Below are 18,065 nucleotides of genomic sequence, written 5' to 3' on the forward strand. Positions count from 1 at the left end.
GCCGCTCATGGAAGCAAAGTTGTTTCTCCAAGCTTCCTCCAAGTTCAAAGTGAACTTGGAGGAAGTTTGGAGACGGGGAATTTTACTTGGTGCGCTGGAACTGCGGGACGAACCTTGCCCCGCGCCTATCACTGGGGTTGCCGTCCGGTTCAGCCATCTCAGGAACACCTGGTTCCAAGCCGTTGTCACTCATGTATGTGAGCGCCCGTTTCACTAAGATGCGTTTCTTGGCAAGTGCTGCAACAGACGGGGCCTTTGGGTCAGAGATTTCATCAAGGCGCTCATGCTGCCGGCTAACCTTGGTTTCAATCTCGGTCAGCAACTGCCACACGGAGGGATTGCTGTCGATCTTGTGTTGCTGCCGCAGTGTTACAGCGGCCATTTGCAGGGCAAGAAATCCTTCAAATTGATCGACGCTGGTCTCGTCCCCTGCAAGGCCGGTCACCATGGTTCCGCCTCCGGAACCGACCAATAGCCCGCCGCCACCCACCAAGGCTCCAGCTGTTATCAGCCCGCCAATCATCCCGCCGGGACCGAAGCTGGCCAAAGCGCTTGTGATAACAGCTGCACCTGCAAGACCTGGGGCGGCTGCCAAGGCAAGCCCGCCCGTTCCCACAACCAATGCCGCTGTACCGGCCACCAATGCCCCGACCTTGACCCATTGCAGATTTTGACTGTCTCGCAGGATGCCTTGGGCACGTTTGCCGGCTTCTAGCACATCAGAACCGAACTGCCGTTTTAGTCCCATCTCCGAGGCCAGTCCTTCCAGGGCCGCCCGTTCTATGTCCTTTGAAATTGTGATTTCGAAAGGAGCAATAACGTTTGTCACAGCAACGGCCGTCAGCAGTGTCACGGCCTCCTCTTTTGATGTTCCCGAGCGGTTGAACGTCGGTTCCGGCAGCAGTGAAGTGCTGTCGGAATAGTCAAAGTCGAGCCGTGCTATTTGTGATGGGAGGGGCCTCTTGATGGCTGCGTTGTGCGTGCGGACGTCAGCCACTGCTTGCGCCTGAACGGATCGCAACGCGGCAAGGTAGCGGCGCCTTATATCACCGCTCAACTCATTCTTGATGAGATGGCAGTACCGCAAACCCAGCAGTGTCTTACTCTCAACTTCATTGAGCGAGATTTCTACGCCTCTTTCAACGAAGGCAACCTCCTTGAACTTGGAACCGAAGACCGCGTATCCAATGGTGTCCGCTACGGTGCTGTGTTCCAGGTAAACACTTGCGGTATGAGGGAGTATTGGGTTTGGGTCATATCCTGTGTTGATCACATGGTCCAACATCCACGGAAATACGGAAGACAGGCCACGCCTGATTGCCACCGGATCCCACGCATTCCTGAAGTTCACCCACCATGACAGATGGGACGGCGGATCGGCCAGTGCGTCATGCAAATCATCGAGCTTGAACTTCCCGCTGGCTAAAGGACTGCCAATGGTGACCATGGCGGAGACTTCAACTTCCACTGGCAGCCGCAGCAGCAGATCGGCAGCGATCACGGACCCCAAACTATGGGCGACAATGACAAGCTTGCCGGATTCTGGCACGGCGGCCAAGATGCGGTTTAGGACTTGGGCTCGGATTTGCTTGCTGTTCAAGTAGTTCGCAGCTTGCTTAAAGGACCAGGTTTCTAATGCTGCGTCCGCAACTAGGTCATGTGCCGGTGCTACTAGGATCCCAACAGCCGCTTTGATGAGGTGTTCCTGATCTTGCCGTCCTATCCGGTGTTCAATGGCGGCAAGGCGGCGCTCGAAGTCTCTGCGATTCAGCTTGGCAGCGTCACGGCTGAGCGCCTTGACGGTCCGGGTGGGAAGCTGCTCAGGTTCATCGAACCCCTTGAGCGCATGCGCAAACCTGGGGGCGATAACGCTAACCGCGTCGAGGCCCGGATACCCGGAGAGTGTCAGGGCCTCATCAAGCGCTGCCCTCCATTGGCCCTCCGGGTCTCCGTCCCCCACACCGTGCAAGAAAAGTAGAACAGGTTTTTCAGTCAAGACGAGCCCCCATCGTGGCGCTAATTTGCGCACCCAACGTTGGATGCTTCGGTACTTAAAGATCAGACTACCCGCCCAATTTCGGGACTAAGTTCCCGCCCGTATTATGACGGGCTCGTGAGTCAATGTCGTCCAGTGCGATGGCGGTCTCGTCACAAGTGGAGCTGGCAATACTTCATGTTTCTACGTGCGGGATCTTGGCGCCCAATCAGGACCTCTCGCTATCTTTGATGCATGCCTATGGCAGCCGCAACGCCTGTGACGATCGCACTCCGCGAGCTCCTCAACGCCCACTGTGGTGAGCTCCTTGCACTCCTGGCAAAGCACGCAGCAACAAACCCCAAGATTTTTGGATCAATTGTCCGCGGAACCGCCCGTGAGGGTAGCGACATCGACCCCTTTCCGGTCCACTTGCTCAAGCAGCCGATCTCAGAGTCCGCGCTCTCCGACGCAGTTGCTTTGTGAGGCGAAGCACCGAGCAGCGCATCGCTGACATCCTAGTTGACCAGCACTTCGAGGTCGACGTCGATAAAGTTCGTGACGCGATTCAGGCGCATTTGGTTCCGCTGGAGCCTCTTCAAGCAGATGATTTTTGATGGGTTCCGTGATGAACAGAAGGTCGAATCCGCGGAATTGGATGAATCAGTACTGGTTTGGCTAAAGCTCGACGCTGACCCTGAGCCCCACTGCAATTTTGGATTGCGGTGGGGTGCGGACTATGACACCCGCAGGTTTTCAATGCGGATAAGGGAACCGGCTACTACTGAGTCCAAAAGAGGGTGATCCCAACCTTCGGCTATTGCAGCTTGCCGGACGGCCGGAAGTGCCACTTCCAATGCTGTGAGTGAGCGGTTGATGATCCTTTTGGAAAGGGGGCGTCGCATACCCCAGCTTGTCGCCTCGGCGAGGAGGTCCTCACCACGAAGATCGTCAAGAAATGCCTCGCCGCCAACACGTAGGGACAGTTCCCTATCATGGTCGGGCCAGACGGCAGTGGGGACCACGTCGTAGGCCGGTGTCAGGCCGATTTTTCCGTTGTCGAGAAGTAACGCAAGGTTTCTCGCGTGCATGTCGCAGTTGCCGATGGCGGCGTTCAGTGTCACCATTTCCAGAAGCTGATTCACTGCACTTGCTGGCGCCGTTGCATGGACTCTAAGCAGGTTGGCAATGTCTGTTAGCCGAGGCGCAGTGTGGGAGTCAAGTTGGTACTTTTGTTTGATACCCAGCGCTTGGGCGAGGTCTTCCTGGTGGATGCGTTGCACGAGGCCCGATTTGTCTTTTTTTCGATCAAATCGATTGGCGAGGAGGCCGAGTCGTCCGGAAATGTCGATGACGCGAGCATCGGAGGCAGTAACTGAAACCCCGGCCTCGCTGGCAGCCTTGATGAGGCGAAGTCCCATGGTCTCCAACTGTGCAATGCCCGGCCAGCGTTCCAGCCCTTTTTCGGTGAGTCTAGCCGGTTTGAGTATGTGGGTTGAAGCTTGTCCATTCAAGGGAATGCCAATTCGGTCGCCATCGACGACGACGACCAGCTTTCCCTGGAGCCCACCCAGGCTCGAGCGGACACCGGGATCAGCCGAAATGCCAAGCGGAGCCGACGGAAGGTCTGAGACGACAACTGCGAACTCGTTTTCATCAAGCCATCGGATGCCTGGTTCTCGCGCGTGATCGGGAACTTCCGGGTCAGTCACTTGGATGGCTCCGGCGCAGTCGAGCCCGTATGCGCGCAATAATCCAAACGTATCGTCGGTACTTACACGGGCCTCATTGGCAAATTGTGCACGGATATGATCTTCCGGGAGTAACCCATCAAGGAACGCACGCGTCTGCGTGGCCGGGTACATTTCCAATCTGACCGGCATACGGACCGACAAGAGCGGGAAGCCGACGCCGAAGTCCTTCAGCGCATGAGCTGTGTACGTCAGTGCCGCTCCGCCGCCCGGGCCATCGGATGTCAGATCGGCCACGTGGGCATTGTTGAACCAGACTTCTAGGGAGTCAGCCATTATTGGTACGCCTCACTCGAGTGCCCCTGGTCTTGATCCTAAAATCGTCTTGGGTCAGGAGAATCGCGCGAGCGGTCCTGTCGTCGCGAGGGAGCATGAATACTTCGAGCCCGATGGCTTCAGTCACTTCAAAAAGCAATCGGGTACTCCCGAAGCGGCCGTTTTCCATGGCGCTGATCTTTGATCGCGAAATTCCCAGCTGCTCGGAGAGTTCCTCTTGCGACATACCAAGGGCGATTCGTCGGCTGCGAAGGGAAGCACCTAGCCGGGTAGTAGTTGATGTGATTGTCATTCAGCCCCTCGCAGCCTAATGTGATTATGTACTCGATTTCGAGTACATAATCACATTATCTTGTTAATGCACCCAAGAGCGGGTGCATTGGTAATTTTTAGATCTAATGATGTCAATCTGGGTACGTTAATCGGACCTGCGCTGCAACACTGCCTTGGGTGGCTGGTCTCACTCCGCAGCGTACTCTTCAGGACGGCTGACGGAACCAACGCGGAGCAGGAGCATCCAGCACTTCAACCTGCTGACGTTAGAAGGTCTTCAACCTTATTGCCATCCTGAGGAGTGATTAGGTCGATCGCACCGACGGCAGGCTGGGCAGACTGTGTTTCATTGAGTACAAGAGCCTTGTTTGCGATGCCGTAGGGAACATGAACACCAGCAGTGAAACCTGCGGCAGGGTCTAGGTGGGATTTTTGGTCATCAAAGAAGATATGTGGGCGCATTACTTCGAGGACCTTAGATTTTGCGATGCCACCCAAGAAAAACGCGTCGTTAACGGTGACACCCCACTGCGTGAGTGATCTGATCGCACGCTCGTGTGCCGGGGCACTGCGTGCCGTGATGAGGGATATCCGCAATCTCGGTTTGTAGTCTTTATCGTACTTTTGACGAGTGGTCTCGAGCTCTTGGATCAAATTTAGATCTTCAAGTAGCCGCTTTAGCGGACCCGGGGAAAGGGGTCTGTCTTGATTGGCGGTTTCGTAGTCGTAGTATCTGGCCAGGTCCCCTGAAGTCTCTTGGTAGACCTTTTCTGACTCATCGTCACCGAGCACGCTGTCGAAGTCGAATGCTACTCGCAATGCGTCCCCTCCAGTGTAGATAGCAGTTGAGGGCAGAACATGTCCAGCAGGGAAACCCATCTGAGTAGCCGCGTCAACATCTTTGCGGTTTGCCGAGAGGAACAGTGACATGTCGAAGGAGCCGATGTATTTGTAGGGCGCCTGCCCCTGAGTAAACACCGCGCGTGATATGCCTAGGCCGTGTTTCTTGACCGAACGCATTACGCGCAATCCGGTGGAGGGGTCGTTCTTCGAGAGAATGATGACTTCAACTACCGGATCCTCGGGTCCTCTCAAATTGTTGAGACTCAAGAGGCGCTCAATGAACGGGAAGGCATAGCCAGGCGCCAAGGTATCGTCAATGCTTTTGTCTTGATAGATGCGATATTTCGCCTCACCGTACTTGTTGAAATAGTCATCAGACCGTTTCAAGTCAAACAGAGCGCTTGAAGCCACCCCGACAACAAGGCGATTTTCGAGTGAATACGGCATTTCTTCCTTTGGATGATGACTGGGGAGCGGTGACCCCGCGAAGCGTATTCCTGAAGTGCAGAGTGCTACCTCCAAGTTTTCTCCAAATCCAATTTGAACTTGGAGGAAACTTGGAGTTGTTTTTAGACAGCGGCCGAGACGAGCGACTCGACGTCCTTAACGCGCAGCTTGCCGGACATCAGCTGCGGGAGCAAAGCGTCGCGGGTTGTGGCCAACTTGTGGTTTTCGAGGACTGCCCCCGTGATTGTCTCTAGAAGTGGCGCGATCTTGGCTTCGGTGTTGGCCATCGTGTCTCCCTCGAAATCAGGGAACTCCAAGTGGTCAAAAGTCTTCATGGTTATCGTGTCAAAAACCGAACCATGAGCGATGGCCTTGGCCCGCTGTGTTGCGTGCACGATCGAGAAGTACAACACGCCGGGTGGAACAACTCCGGGTACGAACCCATAACAGGACTGATTAAAGGATGCGGGAACAGCGAGTCGGGCGACTGCTCCCACGGTTCCGCGGGCGGTCAGAATAACGCTTCCAGCAGGCAACGGCTTCGCTTTTGTCTTTTCGACTGCACTGCATGAAATTTTTTCATCGGTGTCCACAACAGTGGAAAATTCTGCACCCGTAATGTCCTTGGCAGATGCCCACAATTGGTCTCCCGCCCAGAAGTCGTCCCTTGACCGTGGTGGAGTTCCACCAAGAACAGGGGACAGAACGTCACTCATCGGTACGGAATCAAAAGGATTCGTGGAGCAGTCGTAAATGTGTCCGGCCAGCTCGTGGGCGGTTGCAGCGAGTTTGGTGTTGGCGGCGATCTTGTCGTCGAGGGCGCCCAGGACTTCTGCGATGGCGCGCTGCTCACTTAGTGGCGGAAATGGGATCTGTATGGACGAGAGTTCAGAGAGGCTGAGGTTGGCCTGCACCGACTGAACTACTAGCGACAGTGCATTCTGGATTCGATTTTTGTCTCGAAGGCAGTACAGCAAAAATCCGACGGCAATCTTGTTTTTATCAGGTCGAATTATTGCAAGTGCTTGATTGGTATTGGCAGGGAGAACCTGCGGTGTTACGCGAGCTACTCGCCCGATCGTTCCAGCGATCGAAAAGAGGAGATCATCTTCCTCTAGAATTGACCGTGCCAGGAACTGATTCGTTTCATCGTTGATGTAGGCCAATTTCGAGGGAACGAATTGCCCCTCACTTGTGATTGATTCAACTTTGACGAATGAAACACCGCCAGTTGTGTAGCCCCCCACTTTCGGGGTCGTGCCTTTGGTCACGCGCGTAGATACGAAACCGACAGTTGAGATTGGCCACTCGTTCATGAAACCCTCCCCAACTGGTCGCGCACTACAGCCGCCAGCCGTGAAGACTCGTCGAACTGGGTAAACAACTCCGCAGACAGCCGGGCGATTTTCTCTTCGATCGCTTCGCCGTCGTCCTCTACTTCGGCGGCGCCAACGTAGCGCCCCGGGGTCAGTGCATAGTCGGCAGCCTTGATTTCGGCGAGGGTGGCGGACTTGCAGAAGCCGGCTTCGTCGTCGTACGTGCCAGCATCAGCAGTGGTGCCGCGCCAGGCGTGGAACGTTCCCGCAATGCGAGCGATGTCCTCATCAGAGAGCGCACGCTCGGCCCGATCCACCATGTGGCCCAGGTTCCGGGCGTCGATGAACAGCACCTGCCCGGTCCGGTCCACAGACCCGGCAGGACCGGCGCTCTTGTCCTTGGCGAAGAACCACGTGCACACCGGGATGCCGGTGGAACGGAACAGCTGGGTGGGCAGGGCAATCATGCAGGAAACCAGGTCCGCCTCTACCAGCTGCGCACGGATCTCACCCTCACCGCCAGAGTTGGACGACATGGAACCATTCGCCATGACTACACCGGCCGTACCGCCGGGGGCCAGCTTGGAAATGATGTGCTGGATCCACGCATAGTTCGCGTTCCCAGCCGGTGGAACGCCGTACTTCCAGCGCGGGTCGGACTCCGAACGTGCCCAGTCCTTGATGTTGAACGGCGGGTTGGCCATGATGAAATCGGCCTGCATGTCCGGGTGCTGGTCGCGGGCAAAGGTGTCGCCCCACCGCGAGGCCAAGTTGCCGTTGAGCCCGTGGATGGCCAGGTTCATTTTCGCCATCCGCCAGGTACGCTCATTGAGCTCCTGGCCGTAGACGGAAATCTCCGAGCCCTCCTTGTTGTGGGCTTCCAGGAACTTCTCGGCCTGGACAAACATGCCGCCGGAACCACACGCGGGATCGTACACGCGGCCGTGATCCGGGCGCAGCACCTCAACCAAAACGCGCACCACACCGGCCGGGGTGTAGAACTCGCCGCCGCGCTTGCCTTCTGCGCGGGCAAACTTCTCCAGGAAGTATTCGTACACCTCGCCCAGAAGATCGCGGGCCTTCGTGGCGCCCTGGCCGGTGAACTTGGCCGAGTTGAACAGATCCAGCAGTTCGCCCAGTCGGCGCTGGTCGATGTTGTCCTTGTTGAAGATCATGGGAAGCGTGGCAGCCAACGACGGGTTGGTGCCCATCACGTCCGCCATGGCGTCGTCAATCAGCTCGCCGATGCTTTTGGCATGCGAATCCATCGAAGCCGGTGTGCCCTTGGCATTCTGTGCCAAGTAGGTCCAGCGTGCACGGGCCGGAACCCAAAACACGCCACGGCCGGTGTACTCATCAATATCGTCAATGAGCTGGCCGATCTGCTCCTCGTTCAGGCCCTCGGCCGTCAGCTCGGAGGAGATCTGCTCACGGCGCTCATCAAAGGCATCCGAAACATACTTCAGGAACACGAGCCCCAGAATCACGTCCTTGTACTGCGAGGCATCCATGGAGCCGCGCAGCTTATCCGCGGCCTTCCACAGAGTGTCCTTGAGTTCCTTCATGGTGGACGGGGCGGCGTCCACATTCTTCTTCGGGGGCATGGGCCATACTTCCTTTACGTTAAAACGATGTTAGCGTCCACAACCATCCCGCCGGCGCTGACGCCGTCACGGATGAGTGTGGTGAGTTCATTGAGCCGCTGGAGCCTGAGCTGAACGGCAGCCTGCTCGGTTTCAAGCAGTAATAGCACGGGGCGCAGCGCCTGTACGGTGCTATGCGGAATGAGGCGAAGAGACCAACTCCGCCATTCCTTGGATGCGGCACCATTGATATCGGCTGCCAAGAGTTCCGGCATAAGCCCGCCGGGATCCATGGCGCTGACCCGAAGCACCCTAGCCGGATATTCGACGACGGCCCCTCCTTCTGCGTCCACCATCGCCGCCGGCGTGGGAGTTGTGGCAAAGACGACATCACCTGGTTCGGTCAGCCGCGCATTGGGGTGAGTCCTGGCCAATACCAGCCGCTGGATGCGGCGTTCGCGCACACCCGCCCCTCCCACAGCCTCGGGCAGTCCCGACGGCTGCGCCCGTCCCAAAGGCTCCGCGAGCCCAAGTTCCGGCAGCCCCAAAACGCGGGGGCCGGCGTCGTCCGTTAGGGACAAATTGGGATCCAGCCGGGCGCCGGTTTGATACTTCAGATGGTCCTTGTCCAGCAACTGCTGCACCGTGGCCGTGGCACCGGTGCCCTGGCCTAGCGTCAGCCCAATGGGCAGGGGCGCGGGCGTGGTATCAGCACCATTGAGCAGTGCAATGAGCTGATCGGCACGCACGGCCTGCTCGGCAGGATGAGATGTGCTCCGCTCGGTTGCGGGCCTTACCAGCGCACCACGCATGGCCAGCAGGCGTGAGGTGGGGACAAGGTGTGCAAAGCGCATGGAGTGGGCGCGGATCACTGCCGCCGAATCCATGGACACGGCAAGATCGCTCACCAGATCCTGCACCACCACCCGGCTCAAGGTAGTCCCGGACAGATCGGCCACCATGGTCCAACGCTCGGCAATCGGCACGGCAGCAAGAGCCGGCCCAAGCATCCAGAGGGCCAGCGACTGGCGGGTCTTGGCCGGGACCAGGCCTGCGGGCAGCCTGACAATGGCGCGCACCCGGCCCGAGCGGAGCAGGTCCGAGCGCACGGCGGCAGCCGGTTCAGTTAAAGCATCGGTGAGCACCGTGGCGGGGGCCATGATGACGCCGCGCTGGCGGTCATCCATCTGCAACACAGTGTTTTCGATGCTGGCGAGAATGTCTGCCGCGGCCATGTCCGGGGCGCCCGCGGAAGGGTACGCCGCCACATGCACGGCCGGATCCTGCACGGAGAACTGTCCGGAACCGGTGACCTCGAGGCACTCGCGGTGAACGCCGTGGACCAACAGGCGGCACAGTGCTGTCCGGGGTGCCTGGCCGGGCGCGTTGGGTGTGATGAAGGTTGGATCGGCGTCCTCCGGCAATAGCCCGGCCACGGCCACCAACAAGTCACTGCTGCCGGGAGTGGGATCCACAAATATTGGGTGCCTGGCGCCGATGGCCGTACCAAGTTCCACGGCGCAGCGGGCTGCCAGCTCAATGGCCGGATCCGCTAAGGCCGTATCAGCATGGTCCCGCAGACCGGCGCGGAAGCGTTCGCCCAGCAGATGCTCGAAGGCGGCAGCAGGGGAGTAGGCGGCGTCCACTAATCCGTCAGCATGTGCGCCCTGCTGCATTGCCGTGGAGCCCAGGGCTTCGATTTCTGAGTATAGAAAGACGTTGTCCGGATCATGATCATCCGCAGCATCCAACAAGTCATCGTGGTCCAGACCGTTCAGTGGCTGGCCCGTTAAGTAGCGCAGCGTGACAAGTGCGCTCAGTGAGGCAAACGCTGCTTCCGGATCCGTCCGGGCCGAATCTGCGCGGGCATAGGCGGCCATGTCCGCGGGGGCCTGTGGATTGTTGCCGTGATGAGTTGTCTCAAGCCAGGTCATGACTTCAGCGGCGTCAAATAGCTGCTGACCGCGGTGCACGTTAGCTGGCTCCGGGAAGGGATTCTCGGTGCCCTTGCTGCGACTGCGCCACATGGAGACCACAGGACGCTGCACCCGGGTCAGCTCTGCAATTTCAGCCAAGGAGATGCGCAGGGGTGCGGGTTGCTGGTGCATGCGCCCTCCTTTCATGTCTGTGTGGCAGGTGCAAATACAGCCTATGCCGTAATCCACAGTCTGTTTACAACTTGTTGATAAGTCCTCTTATCAGAACGATCCTCAGTAATTTTCTCACGACGGCTTAGCGTATTCCTGACAGCAACGAGCACCATTCACCATTTGGGGGAAGCACATCATGGGCAGCAAAAACGCCGATGCAGGAAAAGCCAGACGGCGGTTGATATACAGCAGCACGGGCCAAGTCCTGGGGCTGGCGGACGGTCAGTTGTTTGTTAGCCCTCCGTTGGTGAACGCCCTCCGGCCAGTCCCAACGGCAGCCGGCGCTGCCACTGATGTGCCTGATGAACAAGGAACTCCAACACGGAATGAGGAAGACGGCTATGAAGCCTGAGCAGCAAAACGACCAAGTGGTCTCAGAAGCTCCAAGAGCCAATGCTGCGCAGGTGCCGTCTTCGAAGCCGAAGGCCGGTACAAAGCGCACGTTGAAGGCCAAGGTGCTGGTAAGTGCAGTGGCCGGCGCGGTACTTCTTGGGGCGGGGACGTTCTTCGGGACAACACTGCCGGACCCCAGCAAGAGCTCGGCGTACGTGGCATTGCAAGAAAGCAAGGCCGGTGTGGACCAGAAAATTCGGTTGCTGCAGACGGACTACGCCACCTTGGAGGAGCTTCACCTCAAGCTCAAAGGGGATATTGAGTCTCGTGAATCGGCGGTTGTGAGCCGGGAGAAGGCCGCGACTGAGACGGAGAAGAAGAACTCCGAGGCAGAAGCTGCGCTCAAGAAGCGTGAAACCACAGTGAGTGGAGCCGAAGCGGCGAAGGCCAAGAACACCTTTGGCGATGGAACCCGGACAGTGGGACGTGACATTGAGCCGGGCACCTACATTGCCACAGCCGACGTTGGCTCCTCGTGCTACTGGGCGATCCTGACCAGTGGGAGCAACGGCTCGGACATTGTGGACAACGACATCCCGGGAGGGGGCCGCCCGTCGGTGACCATCAGCGCCGGCCAGGACTTTAAATCGAGCCGCTGTGGTAGCTGGACCAAACAGTAGTTCCCCGGGTAATCCCGGTTCATCATCACTTTCACTCGCGGCCACCATGGACCGCAGTGCCACAGACAAGGACACCTAAATTGACGAACGACATGTACACCAAGGCACCGTCAGCGCCCTTTGCAACGGAGCCGCAGGGCGCCGGAGTAGGGACCAAATCCTTCATTGCCACCTGGCTCTTTGCCTTGTTCCTGGGGATTTTCGGAGTTGACCGGTTCTACCTGGGCAAGGTGGGCACCGGCATCCTCAAACTCGTTACCCTCGGCGGCGCGGGCATATGGGTATTGGTGGATCTCATCATCACACTGGCTGGAAAGCAGCGGGACAAGCAGGGACGACTGCTGGCGGGATATGACAAGCACAAGGTTGTGGCCTGGATAGTCACCGCCGTCTTGTTGGTGATTGGTTCGGTGTCCGGAGGTGGCGCAGCGGGCGGATCCTCAGCAGCCCCCGACGCCTTGAAGAATACTGTGATCACGGCTCCCAAGGTCGATGCCCCTGTTGAGGCACCTGCGGTAGATCCTGCCGCTGACGCTCCAGCCCCGGAGGCGCCAGCCCAAGAAGCGGAGCCTACTGTTGGCGTCCCCTTCACGGTAAAGATGGGCAATGGCAACGTTGCTAGGATCACCATTGTCTCGGCGGTGCGCACAGATGTTGTCAGCACGAACGTGCTCGCCACCGAGGCCAAAAATGGCGAGTACCTGCTGCTGGATGTGCTGTGGGAGACCGAGTCTGGAACCACCTCCGCCAATCCGCTGTATTTCTCCGTAAAGACTGACGACGGCCGCAAGGGCGACTTTCAGTTCTTCGCCGACGATCAGTTGCCTGCTGGCGACGTGCCTGCTGGAGATAAATCACGCGGCTTTGTTGCCTTCGACATTGCTCCGGGTGCAGCGAGCATTGGCATCTCGGATCCGCTGATGCAGCAGGTTGCCCGAGTTCAGATTCCCGGCTAACTGCCGCTGGCCGCAAAACTTGAGGGCCGCCGTCGTACTTTTTCAAGTACGACGGCGGCCCTTGCGTTCGGTAGGTTCACTCAGCGCCCGCTTTGGAGTCATTCTCCGCGAAGTTTGTCCATGTCTCGGCGGTCCTTCTTAGTGGGCCGGCCAGTGCCCCGATCGCGCTGGGGCAAGCCCAGCGCTGGCAGGACCGGGCGCGGGGGAGTGTGGTCGGTGAAGCAGTGCGAGGCCGCTTCGGGACCAACGCGTTTTTTGATCAACAGGCGAACTTCCAGGATCCGGTCATAGCCGGGCTGGCGGACTCGGACGGTGTCGCCGGGGACCACCGTGTGAGCAGCCTTGGCGTTCACGTCATTGAGTTTCACATGGCCGGCGCGGCAGGCGGCAGTGGCCATGGACCGGGTCTTGTAGGCGCGGATGGACCACAGCCAGGCGTCAATGCGCACTGAGGCGGGTGCTGACTTTGGAATGCTCATGATGGAATCCACTCTATCCGTGAGCCTGTCCCACGAAAAATGAAACCGATCCCGCTTTCTGATCCCGGATTTCCGGGATCAGAAAGCGGGATCGGTGTCAGAACTCGTCAGATACCCCAAAACGCCATCGGTAGGGCTAGTCCTGGTTGCTGAACGCAGCGTCAAAAGACTGCGTGGACGGGGCGAAGTCGAACTTCTTCAGTGCTGCGAGGGCCTCGGGTGCGCCTTGCAGACGGTCCATTCCGGCGTCTTCCCACTCGATGGAGATGGGGCCGTGGTATCCGATGGCGCTCAGTGCGCGGAAGGAGGATTCCCACGGCACATCTCCCCGGCCAGCCGAAACGAAGTCGCAGCCGCGGCGCGGATCTCCCCATGGCAAATGCGAGCCCATGACCGTGTTGCGGCCCGTGGGACGCAGCTTCGTATCCTTGCAATCAACATGGTAGATCCGGTCCTTGAAGTCCCAGATGAAGGAAACCGGATCAATGCCCTGCCACATGAAGTGGGAGGGGTCCCAGTTCAGTCCAGACGCTGGGCGGTGGTAAATGGCCTCCAGAGCGCGCACCACCGCCTATCTGTTGCCGTCAGTCTTGGCACGCCGTCACGAATCTAGGGGAGCAGAGGGGCTCCGTGTCAGGGCAGGGCGCCGAGTGTCGCGGTGCTGGTGGCGGGGCGATTATCCAGTAGCGCCACGACGTCGCTTGTTCGCAGTCCGGCCAGGGCAGCGGGACCGCCGGGCACCTCAGCCTGCAAGTACAGGGCGTCGGCCACCCCGAGCTCTTTGGCAACCAACGGCGGCAGGGGAACGGCGCTCACCCCTCAGTACCGCCCGTGCCACGGCGGTGGCATCGAAGCCACCCACCAGAGCAGCGGCCGTGGCTGCGGGCCGGGCCAAGGCACTGCCGGGCCAACCGCCAGCCAACCCAGCCACAAGGGCCAGCACAGCGCTGGGGATCCTTATGGTATTTCACCTGCTTCGGGCCCACCTGCTCGGAAGGCCGGAGAGCCTAGATGGCGCAGCCGTCCGGGCCGCAGGCCTGCGCGTCTTCTCCACCGGTGGCCGAAACCATGGTCAGCGGGTTGGCTTCCTGCCAAGCCTGCTCCAGAGCCTGGCCGAACACCTCGGAAGGCTGAGCGCCGGAGATGCCGTACTTCCGGTCGATGACGAAGAACGGAACACCCTGGACGCCAACCGCGCGGGCCTCGGCAATGTCGTTGCGGACGGCGTCTGCGTATTGCGAACTCCCCAGAGCATCATTGATTTCGACGGCGGACAGCCCCGCCTTGGTGCCGATCGCAACGAGGGCTTCTCGGTTGCCAATATCCACGCCGTGCTCAAAGTGGGCTGAGAGCAGGGCTTCCTTGACGGCGTCGCCCAATCCGTGGGACTTGGCCAGGTGGAGCAGCTCGTGGGCGCGGAAACTATTGGCGACCACCACGTTATCGAACTTAAAGTCCAGCCCCACTCCCTGGGCAGCCTGCGTGACGTGGCCCAGCATGCCCAGCAATTGTCCGCGGTCCATGCCCTTGCGCTCCACAAGGTACTCCAGCTCGGTGCCGTCGTAGTGCTCGGGAAGGGTGGGATCCAGCTGAAAACTCTTCCACGTCACTTCCACGGAATCCTTGTGGGCAAAGCCGCTCAGAGCGGTTTCAAAACGGCGCTTGCCGATGTAGCACCAGGGGCAGGCCACATCGGACCAGATCTCAATCTTCATACTGTGGCTAACATGCCCCGTTCGGCGCTTATTCCCCGCCCGCCCCACCCCGCAAACGCCCCGTTAAACGCCGAACGTACAGTTGATGCCTGTGGGAACAGGGCATCAACTGTACGTTCGGTGATGGTAATGACACTCTCGCCGAGACCCGGATCTCGGGTGTGCAGTGGCGTCGCGTTCGGCGAGAGCTGTCAAACTTAGGCCGCGATCAACTGCTGTTCGGGCACTTCGGCGTGCGCGTGCAGGTAGTTGGCGTAGGCGGAGGTAGTCAGGAAGGCCGGGAACTCTTCGCCCATGGCTACATCGGTGAAGATTTCCAGTGCGTCATCGAACCGGTCCTTATCAAATCGGGGGAGCCGTGCGAACTCCTCGTCGAGCATTTCCTTGACCCAGTCATAGGTGATGAGTTCGCCTGTGTCCGTGATGGCCTGGCTGTGGATCCACTGCCAGATCTGGGAACGGGAGATTTCCGCGGTGGCGGCGTCCTCCATGAGGTTGTTCAAGGCCACAGCACCATGGCCGCGCAGCCAGGACTCGATGTACTGGATACCCACCCAGATGTTGTCACGAATGCCCTGCTCGGTGATCTTGCCTTCCGTGCCGGCCACGTTCAGCAGTGCACGGTCATCGAGGAGAACATCCTCACGGGTGCGAATAATCTGGTTCGGGTTCCAGCCAAGCACCTCGTCAAAGACCTCCATGGCTACGGGAACCAGGTCAGGGTGGGCCACCCAGGAACCGTCAAAGCCGTCGTTGGCTTCCCGGGTCTTGTCTGCACGGACCTTCTCCATGGCGTTGGCGTTGGCCTCCGGATCGCGACGGTTGGGCACAAAGGCTGCCATGCCGCCGATCGCCATAGCGCCACGGGTGTGGCAGGCGCGGACCAGTTGTTCGGTGTAGGCGCGCATGAAGGGTGCGGTCATGGTGATCTGGTTGCGGTCCGGAAGCACAAAGCGCGGGCCGCGGGTGCGGAAGTTCTTGATGACTGAGAACAGGTAGTCCCACCGGCCGGCGTTCAGGCCAGCGGCGTGGTCGCGGAGTTCGTAGAGGATCTCCTCCATTTCGAACGCGGCCGTAATGGTCTCGATCAGCACCGTGGCACGGATGGTGCCCTGGGGGATGCCGAGCAGGTCCTGCGCCTGGATGAAGATGTCATTCCAGAGACGGGCCTCCTGGTGATTTTCAATCTTCGGCAGGTAAAAGTACGGTCCCTTGCCCTGAGCGATCAGCCGGCGGGCATTGTGGAAGAAATACAGGCCAAAGTCGACGATGCCGCCGGCCATGGGCTTGGAGTTGATCAGCAGGTGCTTCTCCGGCAAGTGCCAGCCGCGGGGACGGACAACAATAGTGGGGAGTTCCTCCGCCGGCGCCAGTTTGTATTCTTTGCCTTCGGGGCTGGTGAAGTCGATGCGGCGCTCCAGTGCGTCAATCAAGTTCAGCTGGCCGCGGATCACATTGCCCCAGGTGGGTGTGGAGGAGTCTTCCATATCAGCCAGCCAGACCTTCGCCCCGGAGTTCAGCGCATTGATGGTCATCTTGCGGTCAACAGGGCCGGTGATTTCCACGCGGCGATCCTCCAAGCCCGGGGCAGGGGGAGCAACGCGCCAGCGGGGATCTTCCCGGATGGCGGACGTTTCGCGCAGGTAGCGCGGATCAGTGCCACTGAGGATCTGGGAGCGGCGAGTGCGGCGGGCTGCCAGCAATTCGGTGCGCCGCGCCGTCGTGGTGCGGTTTAGTGCAGCAATGAAATCCAGTGCCTCAGGAGTCAGGATTTCTTCCTGGCGGTAGATGGGCGGTGCGGTCATGGTGATGCCGTTGAACGTGATTCCGTTCAGGCTGTTCGTTGAGTTCATGGGGCTTGCTCCAAGTCTGAAAGTGCCGGTGACGGGACTGCGAGCCGCCTCTTGTTGCAACGTGAGTCTCAACAAGAAGCGGCCAGCAGTCCCACCCAGCGGGAAAGAGTTGTTAGTGGAACTGCTCGGCTTCTGTGGAGCCTGCCAAAGCGAGGGTGCCGCTGTTTGGGTTCAGGGCGGTCGCCACCGCATCGAAGTAGCCTGTGCCCACTTCGCGCTGGTGTTTGGTTGCGGTGTAGCCGCGGGATTCGGAGTCGAATTCTCGCTCCTGCAGTTCGACGTAGGAACTCATGCCGTTACGGGCGTAGCCATGGGCAAGATCAAACATCGAGTAGTTCAGGGAGTGGAAACCAGCCAAGGTGATGAACTGGAAGGTGTATCCCATAGCGCCAAGCTCCCGTTGGAACTTAGCGATAGTTGCGTCATCCAAATGCTTTTTCCAGTTGAATGACGGTGAGCAGTTGTAGGCAAGCATCTGGTCCGGGAATTCGGACTTGACGCCCTCAGCAAACTTCTTTGCATGCTCAAGGTCAGGTGTTCCGGTCTCCATCCAGATGAGGTCTGAGTGAGGGGCGTAGGCGCGTGCCCTGGCAATGGAAGGCTCGAGCCCGTTGCGCACATGGTAGAAACCTTCCGCCGTGCGCTCGCCGGTGAGAAAGGGGCGATCGCGCTCATCCACATCCGAGGTGATCAAGGTGGCGGCCTCGGCGTCGGTACGGGCAATAATTACCGAGGGGACGCCGGCGACGTCGGCCGCGAGCCTTGCCGCGTTCAACGTGCGGACATGCTGGGCCGTGGGGATCAACACCTTACCGCCCAAGTGCCCGCACTTCTTCTCGCTGGCAAGCTGATCTTCCCAGTGCACACCGGCCGCACCGGAGGTGATCATGGACTTCATGAGTTCGTAGGCGTTGAGGGGGCCACCAAAGCCGGCCTCGGCATCGGCCACAATCGGCACCAGCCAATCCTCAACGCTCTGGATTCCTTCTGAGAACTCAATCTGGTCTGAACGCAGGAGCGCATTGTTGATGCGGCGAACTACCTTGGGCACCGAATCTACCGGGTACAGCGACTGGTCCGGGTAGGTGTTGCCGTTGGAGTTGGCATCCGCGGCAACCTGCCAGCCGGACAGGTAAATGGCTTTCAAGCCGGCCTTGACCTGCTGAACCGCCTGGTTGCCGGTGAGGGCGCCCAGTGCGTTGGTGTAGCCGCCAGGTGCGGCGTTTGTCAGTTGGTCCCACAGCTTCTCGGAGCCGCGGCGGGCCAGGGTGTGTTCCTCTTGGACCCGGCCGCGGAGCTTGATGACGTCCGCGGCGCTGAATGAGCGTTCCACACCGTTCCAGCGGGGGTTGGCTGCCCACTCGAGCTCGAGGGCTGCGGCTGCCTCGGTGCGGTTCTGCTCCGGCGTGGTGGCGGGTTCAAATGCTGCGCTCAT

The 18,065-nt window shown here is 59.4% G+C and carries 15 protein-coding genes and 1 pseudogene; 3 read left to right on the forward strand and 13 right to left on the reverse strand.

Going from position 1 to position 18,065, the window contains the following annotated elements; genetic code table 11:
* Positions 1-82 precede the first annotated feature (82 nt).
* A complete protein-coding gene (locus RY113_RS06955) occupies positions 83-1,996 on the reverse strand; it encodes a hypothetical protein (protein WP_315913995.1) in 1,914 nt (637 codons plus the stop codon).
* A gap of 234 nt (positions 1,997-2,230) precedes the next feature.
* Here RY113_RS06955 and RY113_RS06960 point away from each other — a divergent pair, with 234 nt between their 5' ends.
* A complete protein-coding gene (locus tag RY113_RS06960) occupies positions 2,231-2,461 on the forward strand; it encodes a nucleotidyltransferase domain-containing protein (protein ID WP_315913996.1) in 231 nt (76 codons plus the stop codon).
* A gap of 251 nt (positions 2,462-2,712) precedes the next feature.
* Here the strand turns inward: RY113_RS06960 and RY113_RS06965 are convergent, their stop codons facing one another.
* The 6 genes from RY113_RS06965 to RY113_RS06985 all read right to left on the reverse strand — a co-directional run bounded on the left by RY113_RS06965 (position 2,713) and on the right by RY113_RS06985 (position 10,572).
* Positions 2,713-4,002, reverse strand: a complete 1,290-nt coding sequence (locus RY113_RS06965) for a HipA domain-containing protein (protein ID WP_315913997.1) — start codon at positions 4,000-4,002, stop codon at positions 2,713-2,715.
* The gene (locus RY113_RS18500; protein ID WP_354212230.1) at positions 3,995-4,294 is read right to left on the reverse strand and encodes a helix-turn-helix transcriptional regulator; all 300 of its coding nucleotides are present in this window, start codon (positions 4,292-4,294) and stop codon (positions 3,995-3,997) included. The genes RY113_RS06965 and RY113_RS18500 overlap by 8 nt, the downstream gene beginning before the upstream one ends.
* Positions 4,295-4,527: 233 nt before the next feature.
* A complete protein-coding gene (locus tag RY113_RS06970; protein WP_315913998.1) occupies positions 4,528-5,565 on the reverse strand; it encodes a 5'-nucleotidase in 1,038 nt (345 codons plus the stop codon).
* 122 nt (positions 5,566-5,687) lie between these two features.
* Positions 5,688-6,881 carry a restriction endonuclease subunit S gene (locus RY113_RS06975; RefSeq protein ID WP_315913999.1) on the reverse strand — a complete coding sequence of 398 codons (1,194 nt, stop codon included), beginning with the start codon at positions 6,879-6,881 and terminating at the stop codon, positions 5,688-5,690.
* Positions 6,878-8,485, reverse strand: a complete 1,608-nt coding sequence (locus tag RY113_RS06980) for a class I SAM-dependent DNA methyltransferase (RefSeq protein WP_315914000.1) — start codon at positions 8,483-8,485, stop codon at positions 6,878-6,880. Before RY113_RS06980 ends, RY113_RS06975 begins: the two co-directional genes overlap by 4 nt.
* A gap of 14 nt (positions 8,486-8,499) precedes the next feature.
* Positions 8,500-10,572 (reverse strand): hypothetical protein, encoded by a 2,073-nt coding sequence (locus tag RY113_RS06985; protein WP_315914001.1) that lies wholly within the window; start codon positions 10,570-10,572, stop codon positions 8,500-8,502.
* Positions 10,573-10,955: 383 nt separating this feature from the next.
* Here RY113_RS06985 and RY113_RS06990 point away from each other — a divergent pair, with 383 nt between their 5' ends.
* Positions 10,956-11,627, forward strand: a complete 672-nt coding sequence (locus RY113_RS06990; RefSeq protein WP_315914002.1) for a hypothetical protein — start codon at positions 10,956-10,958, stop codon at positions 11,625-11,627.
* Between the two features lie 80 nt (positions 11,628-11,707).
* Positions 11,708-12,583: a TM2 domain-containing protein gene (locus tag RY113_RS06995; RefSeq protein WP_315914003.1), complete on the forward strand. Its 876-nt coding sequence runs from the start codon at positions 11,708-11,710 to the stop codon at positions 12,581-12,583.
* Between the two features lie 98 nt (positions 12,584-12,681).
* Here the strand turns inward: RY113_RS06995 and RY113_RS07000 are convergent, their stop codons facing one another.
* From RY113_RS07000 to aceA, 6 genes and pseudogenes are all read right to left on the reverse strand, one after another.
* Entirely contained in the window at positions 12,682-13,062 is a 381-nt protein-coding gene (locus RY113_RS07000; RefSeq protein ID WP_315914004.1) for an RNA-binding S4 domain-containing protein, read from the reverse strand.
* A gap of 136 nt (positions 13,063-13,198) precedes the next feature.
* Positions 13,199-13,627, reverse strand: a pseudogene (locus RY113_RS07005) (sugar phosphate isomerase/epimerase family protein); the annotation flags it as partial.
* 68 nt (positions 13,628-13,695) lie between these two features.
* Positions 13,696-13,878: a hypothetical protein gene (locus RY113_RS07010; RefSeq protein ID WP_315914005.1), complete on the reverse strand. Its 183-nt coding sequence runs from the start codon at positions 13,876-13,878 to the stop codon at positions 13,696-13,698.
* Positions 13,879-14,069: 191 nt separating this feature from the next.
* The gene (locus RY113_RS07015; RefSeq protein ID WP_315914006.1) at positions 14,070-14,777 is read right to left on the reverse strand and encodes a DsbA family oxidoreductase; all 708 of its coding nucleotides are present in this window, start codon (positions 14,775-14,777) and stop codon (positions 14,070-14,072) included.
* A 197-nt stretch (positions 14,778-14,974) separates the two neighbouring features.
* Complete coding sequence (aceB, locus tag RY113_RS07020; protein ID WP_315914007.1) at positions 14,975-16,630, reverse strand: malate synthase A; 1,656 nt, start codon at positions 16,628-16,630, stop codon at positions 14,975-14,977.
* Between the two features lie 112 nt (positions 16,631-16,742).
* A complete protein-coding gene (gene aceA, locus RY113_RS07025) occupies positions 16,743-18,065 on the reverse strand; it encodes an isocitrate lyase (protein ID WP_315914008.1) in 1,323 nt (440 codons plus the stop codon).

Source organism: Arthrobacter sp. lap29, from assembly GCF_032458965.1.
Taxonomy (GTDB): Bacteria; Actinomycetota; Actinomycetes; order Actinomycetales; family Micrococcaceae; genus Specibacter; species Specibacter psychrochitiniphilus.

What these genes read in the sequence shown, in the direction of transcription:
- RY113_RS06960 (WP_315913996.1), top strand. Translation starts at nt 2,231, where the DNA reads ATGCCTATGGCAGCCGCAACGCCTGTGACGATCGCACTCCGCGAGCTC.
- RY113_RS06965 (WP_315913997.1), bottom strand. Translation starts at nt 4,002, where the DNA reads ATGGCTGACTCCCTAGAAGTCTGGTTCAACAATGCCCACGTGGCCGAT.
- RY113_RS18500 (WP_354212230.1), bottom strand. Translation starts at nt 4,294, where the DNA reads ATGACAATCACATCAACTACTACCCGGCTAGGTGCTTCCCTTCGCAGC.
- RY113_RS06970 (WP_315913998.1), bottom strand. Translation starts at nt 5,565, where the DNA reads ATGCCGTATTCACTCGAAAATCGCCTTGTTGTCGGGGTGGCTTCAAGC.
- RY113_RS06975 (WP_315913999.1), bottom strand. Translation starts at nt 6,881, where the DNA reads ATGAACGAGTGGCCAATCTCAACTGTCGGTTTCGTATCTACGCGCGTG.
- RY113_RS06980 (WP_315914000.1), bottom strand. Translation starts at nt 8,485, where the DNA reads ATGCCCCCGAAGAAGAATGTGGACGCCGCCCCGTCCACCATGAAGGAA.
- RY113_RS06985 (WP_315914001.1), bottom strand. Translation starts at nt 10,572, where the DNA reads ATGCACCAGCAACCCGCACCCCTGCGCATCTCCTTGGCTGAAATTGCA.
- RY113_RS06990 (WP_315914002.1), top strand. Translation starts at nt 10,956, where the DNA reads ATGAAGCCTGAGCAGCAAAACGACCAAGTGGTCTCAGAAGCTCCAAGA.
- RY113_RS07000 (WP_315914004.1), bottom strand. Translation starts at nt 13,062, where the DNA reads ATGAGCATTCCAAAGTCAGCACCCGCCTCAGTGCGCATTGACGCCTGG.
- RY113_RS07015 (WP_315914006.1), bottom strand. Translation starts at nt 14,777, where the DNA reads ATGAAGATTGAGATCTGGTCCGATGTGGCCTGCCCCTGGTGCTACATC.
- aceB (WP_315914007.1), bottom strand. Translation starts at nt 16,630, where the DNA reads ATGAACTCAACGAACAGCCTGAACGGAATCACGTTCAACGGCATCACC.
- aceA (WP_315914008.1), bottom strand. Translation starts at nt 18,065, where the DNA reads ATGAGCGCAGCATTTGAACCCGCCACCACGCCGGAGCAGAACCGCACC.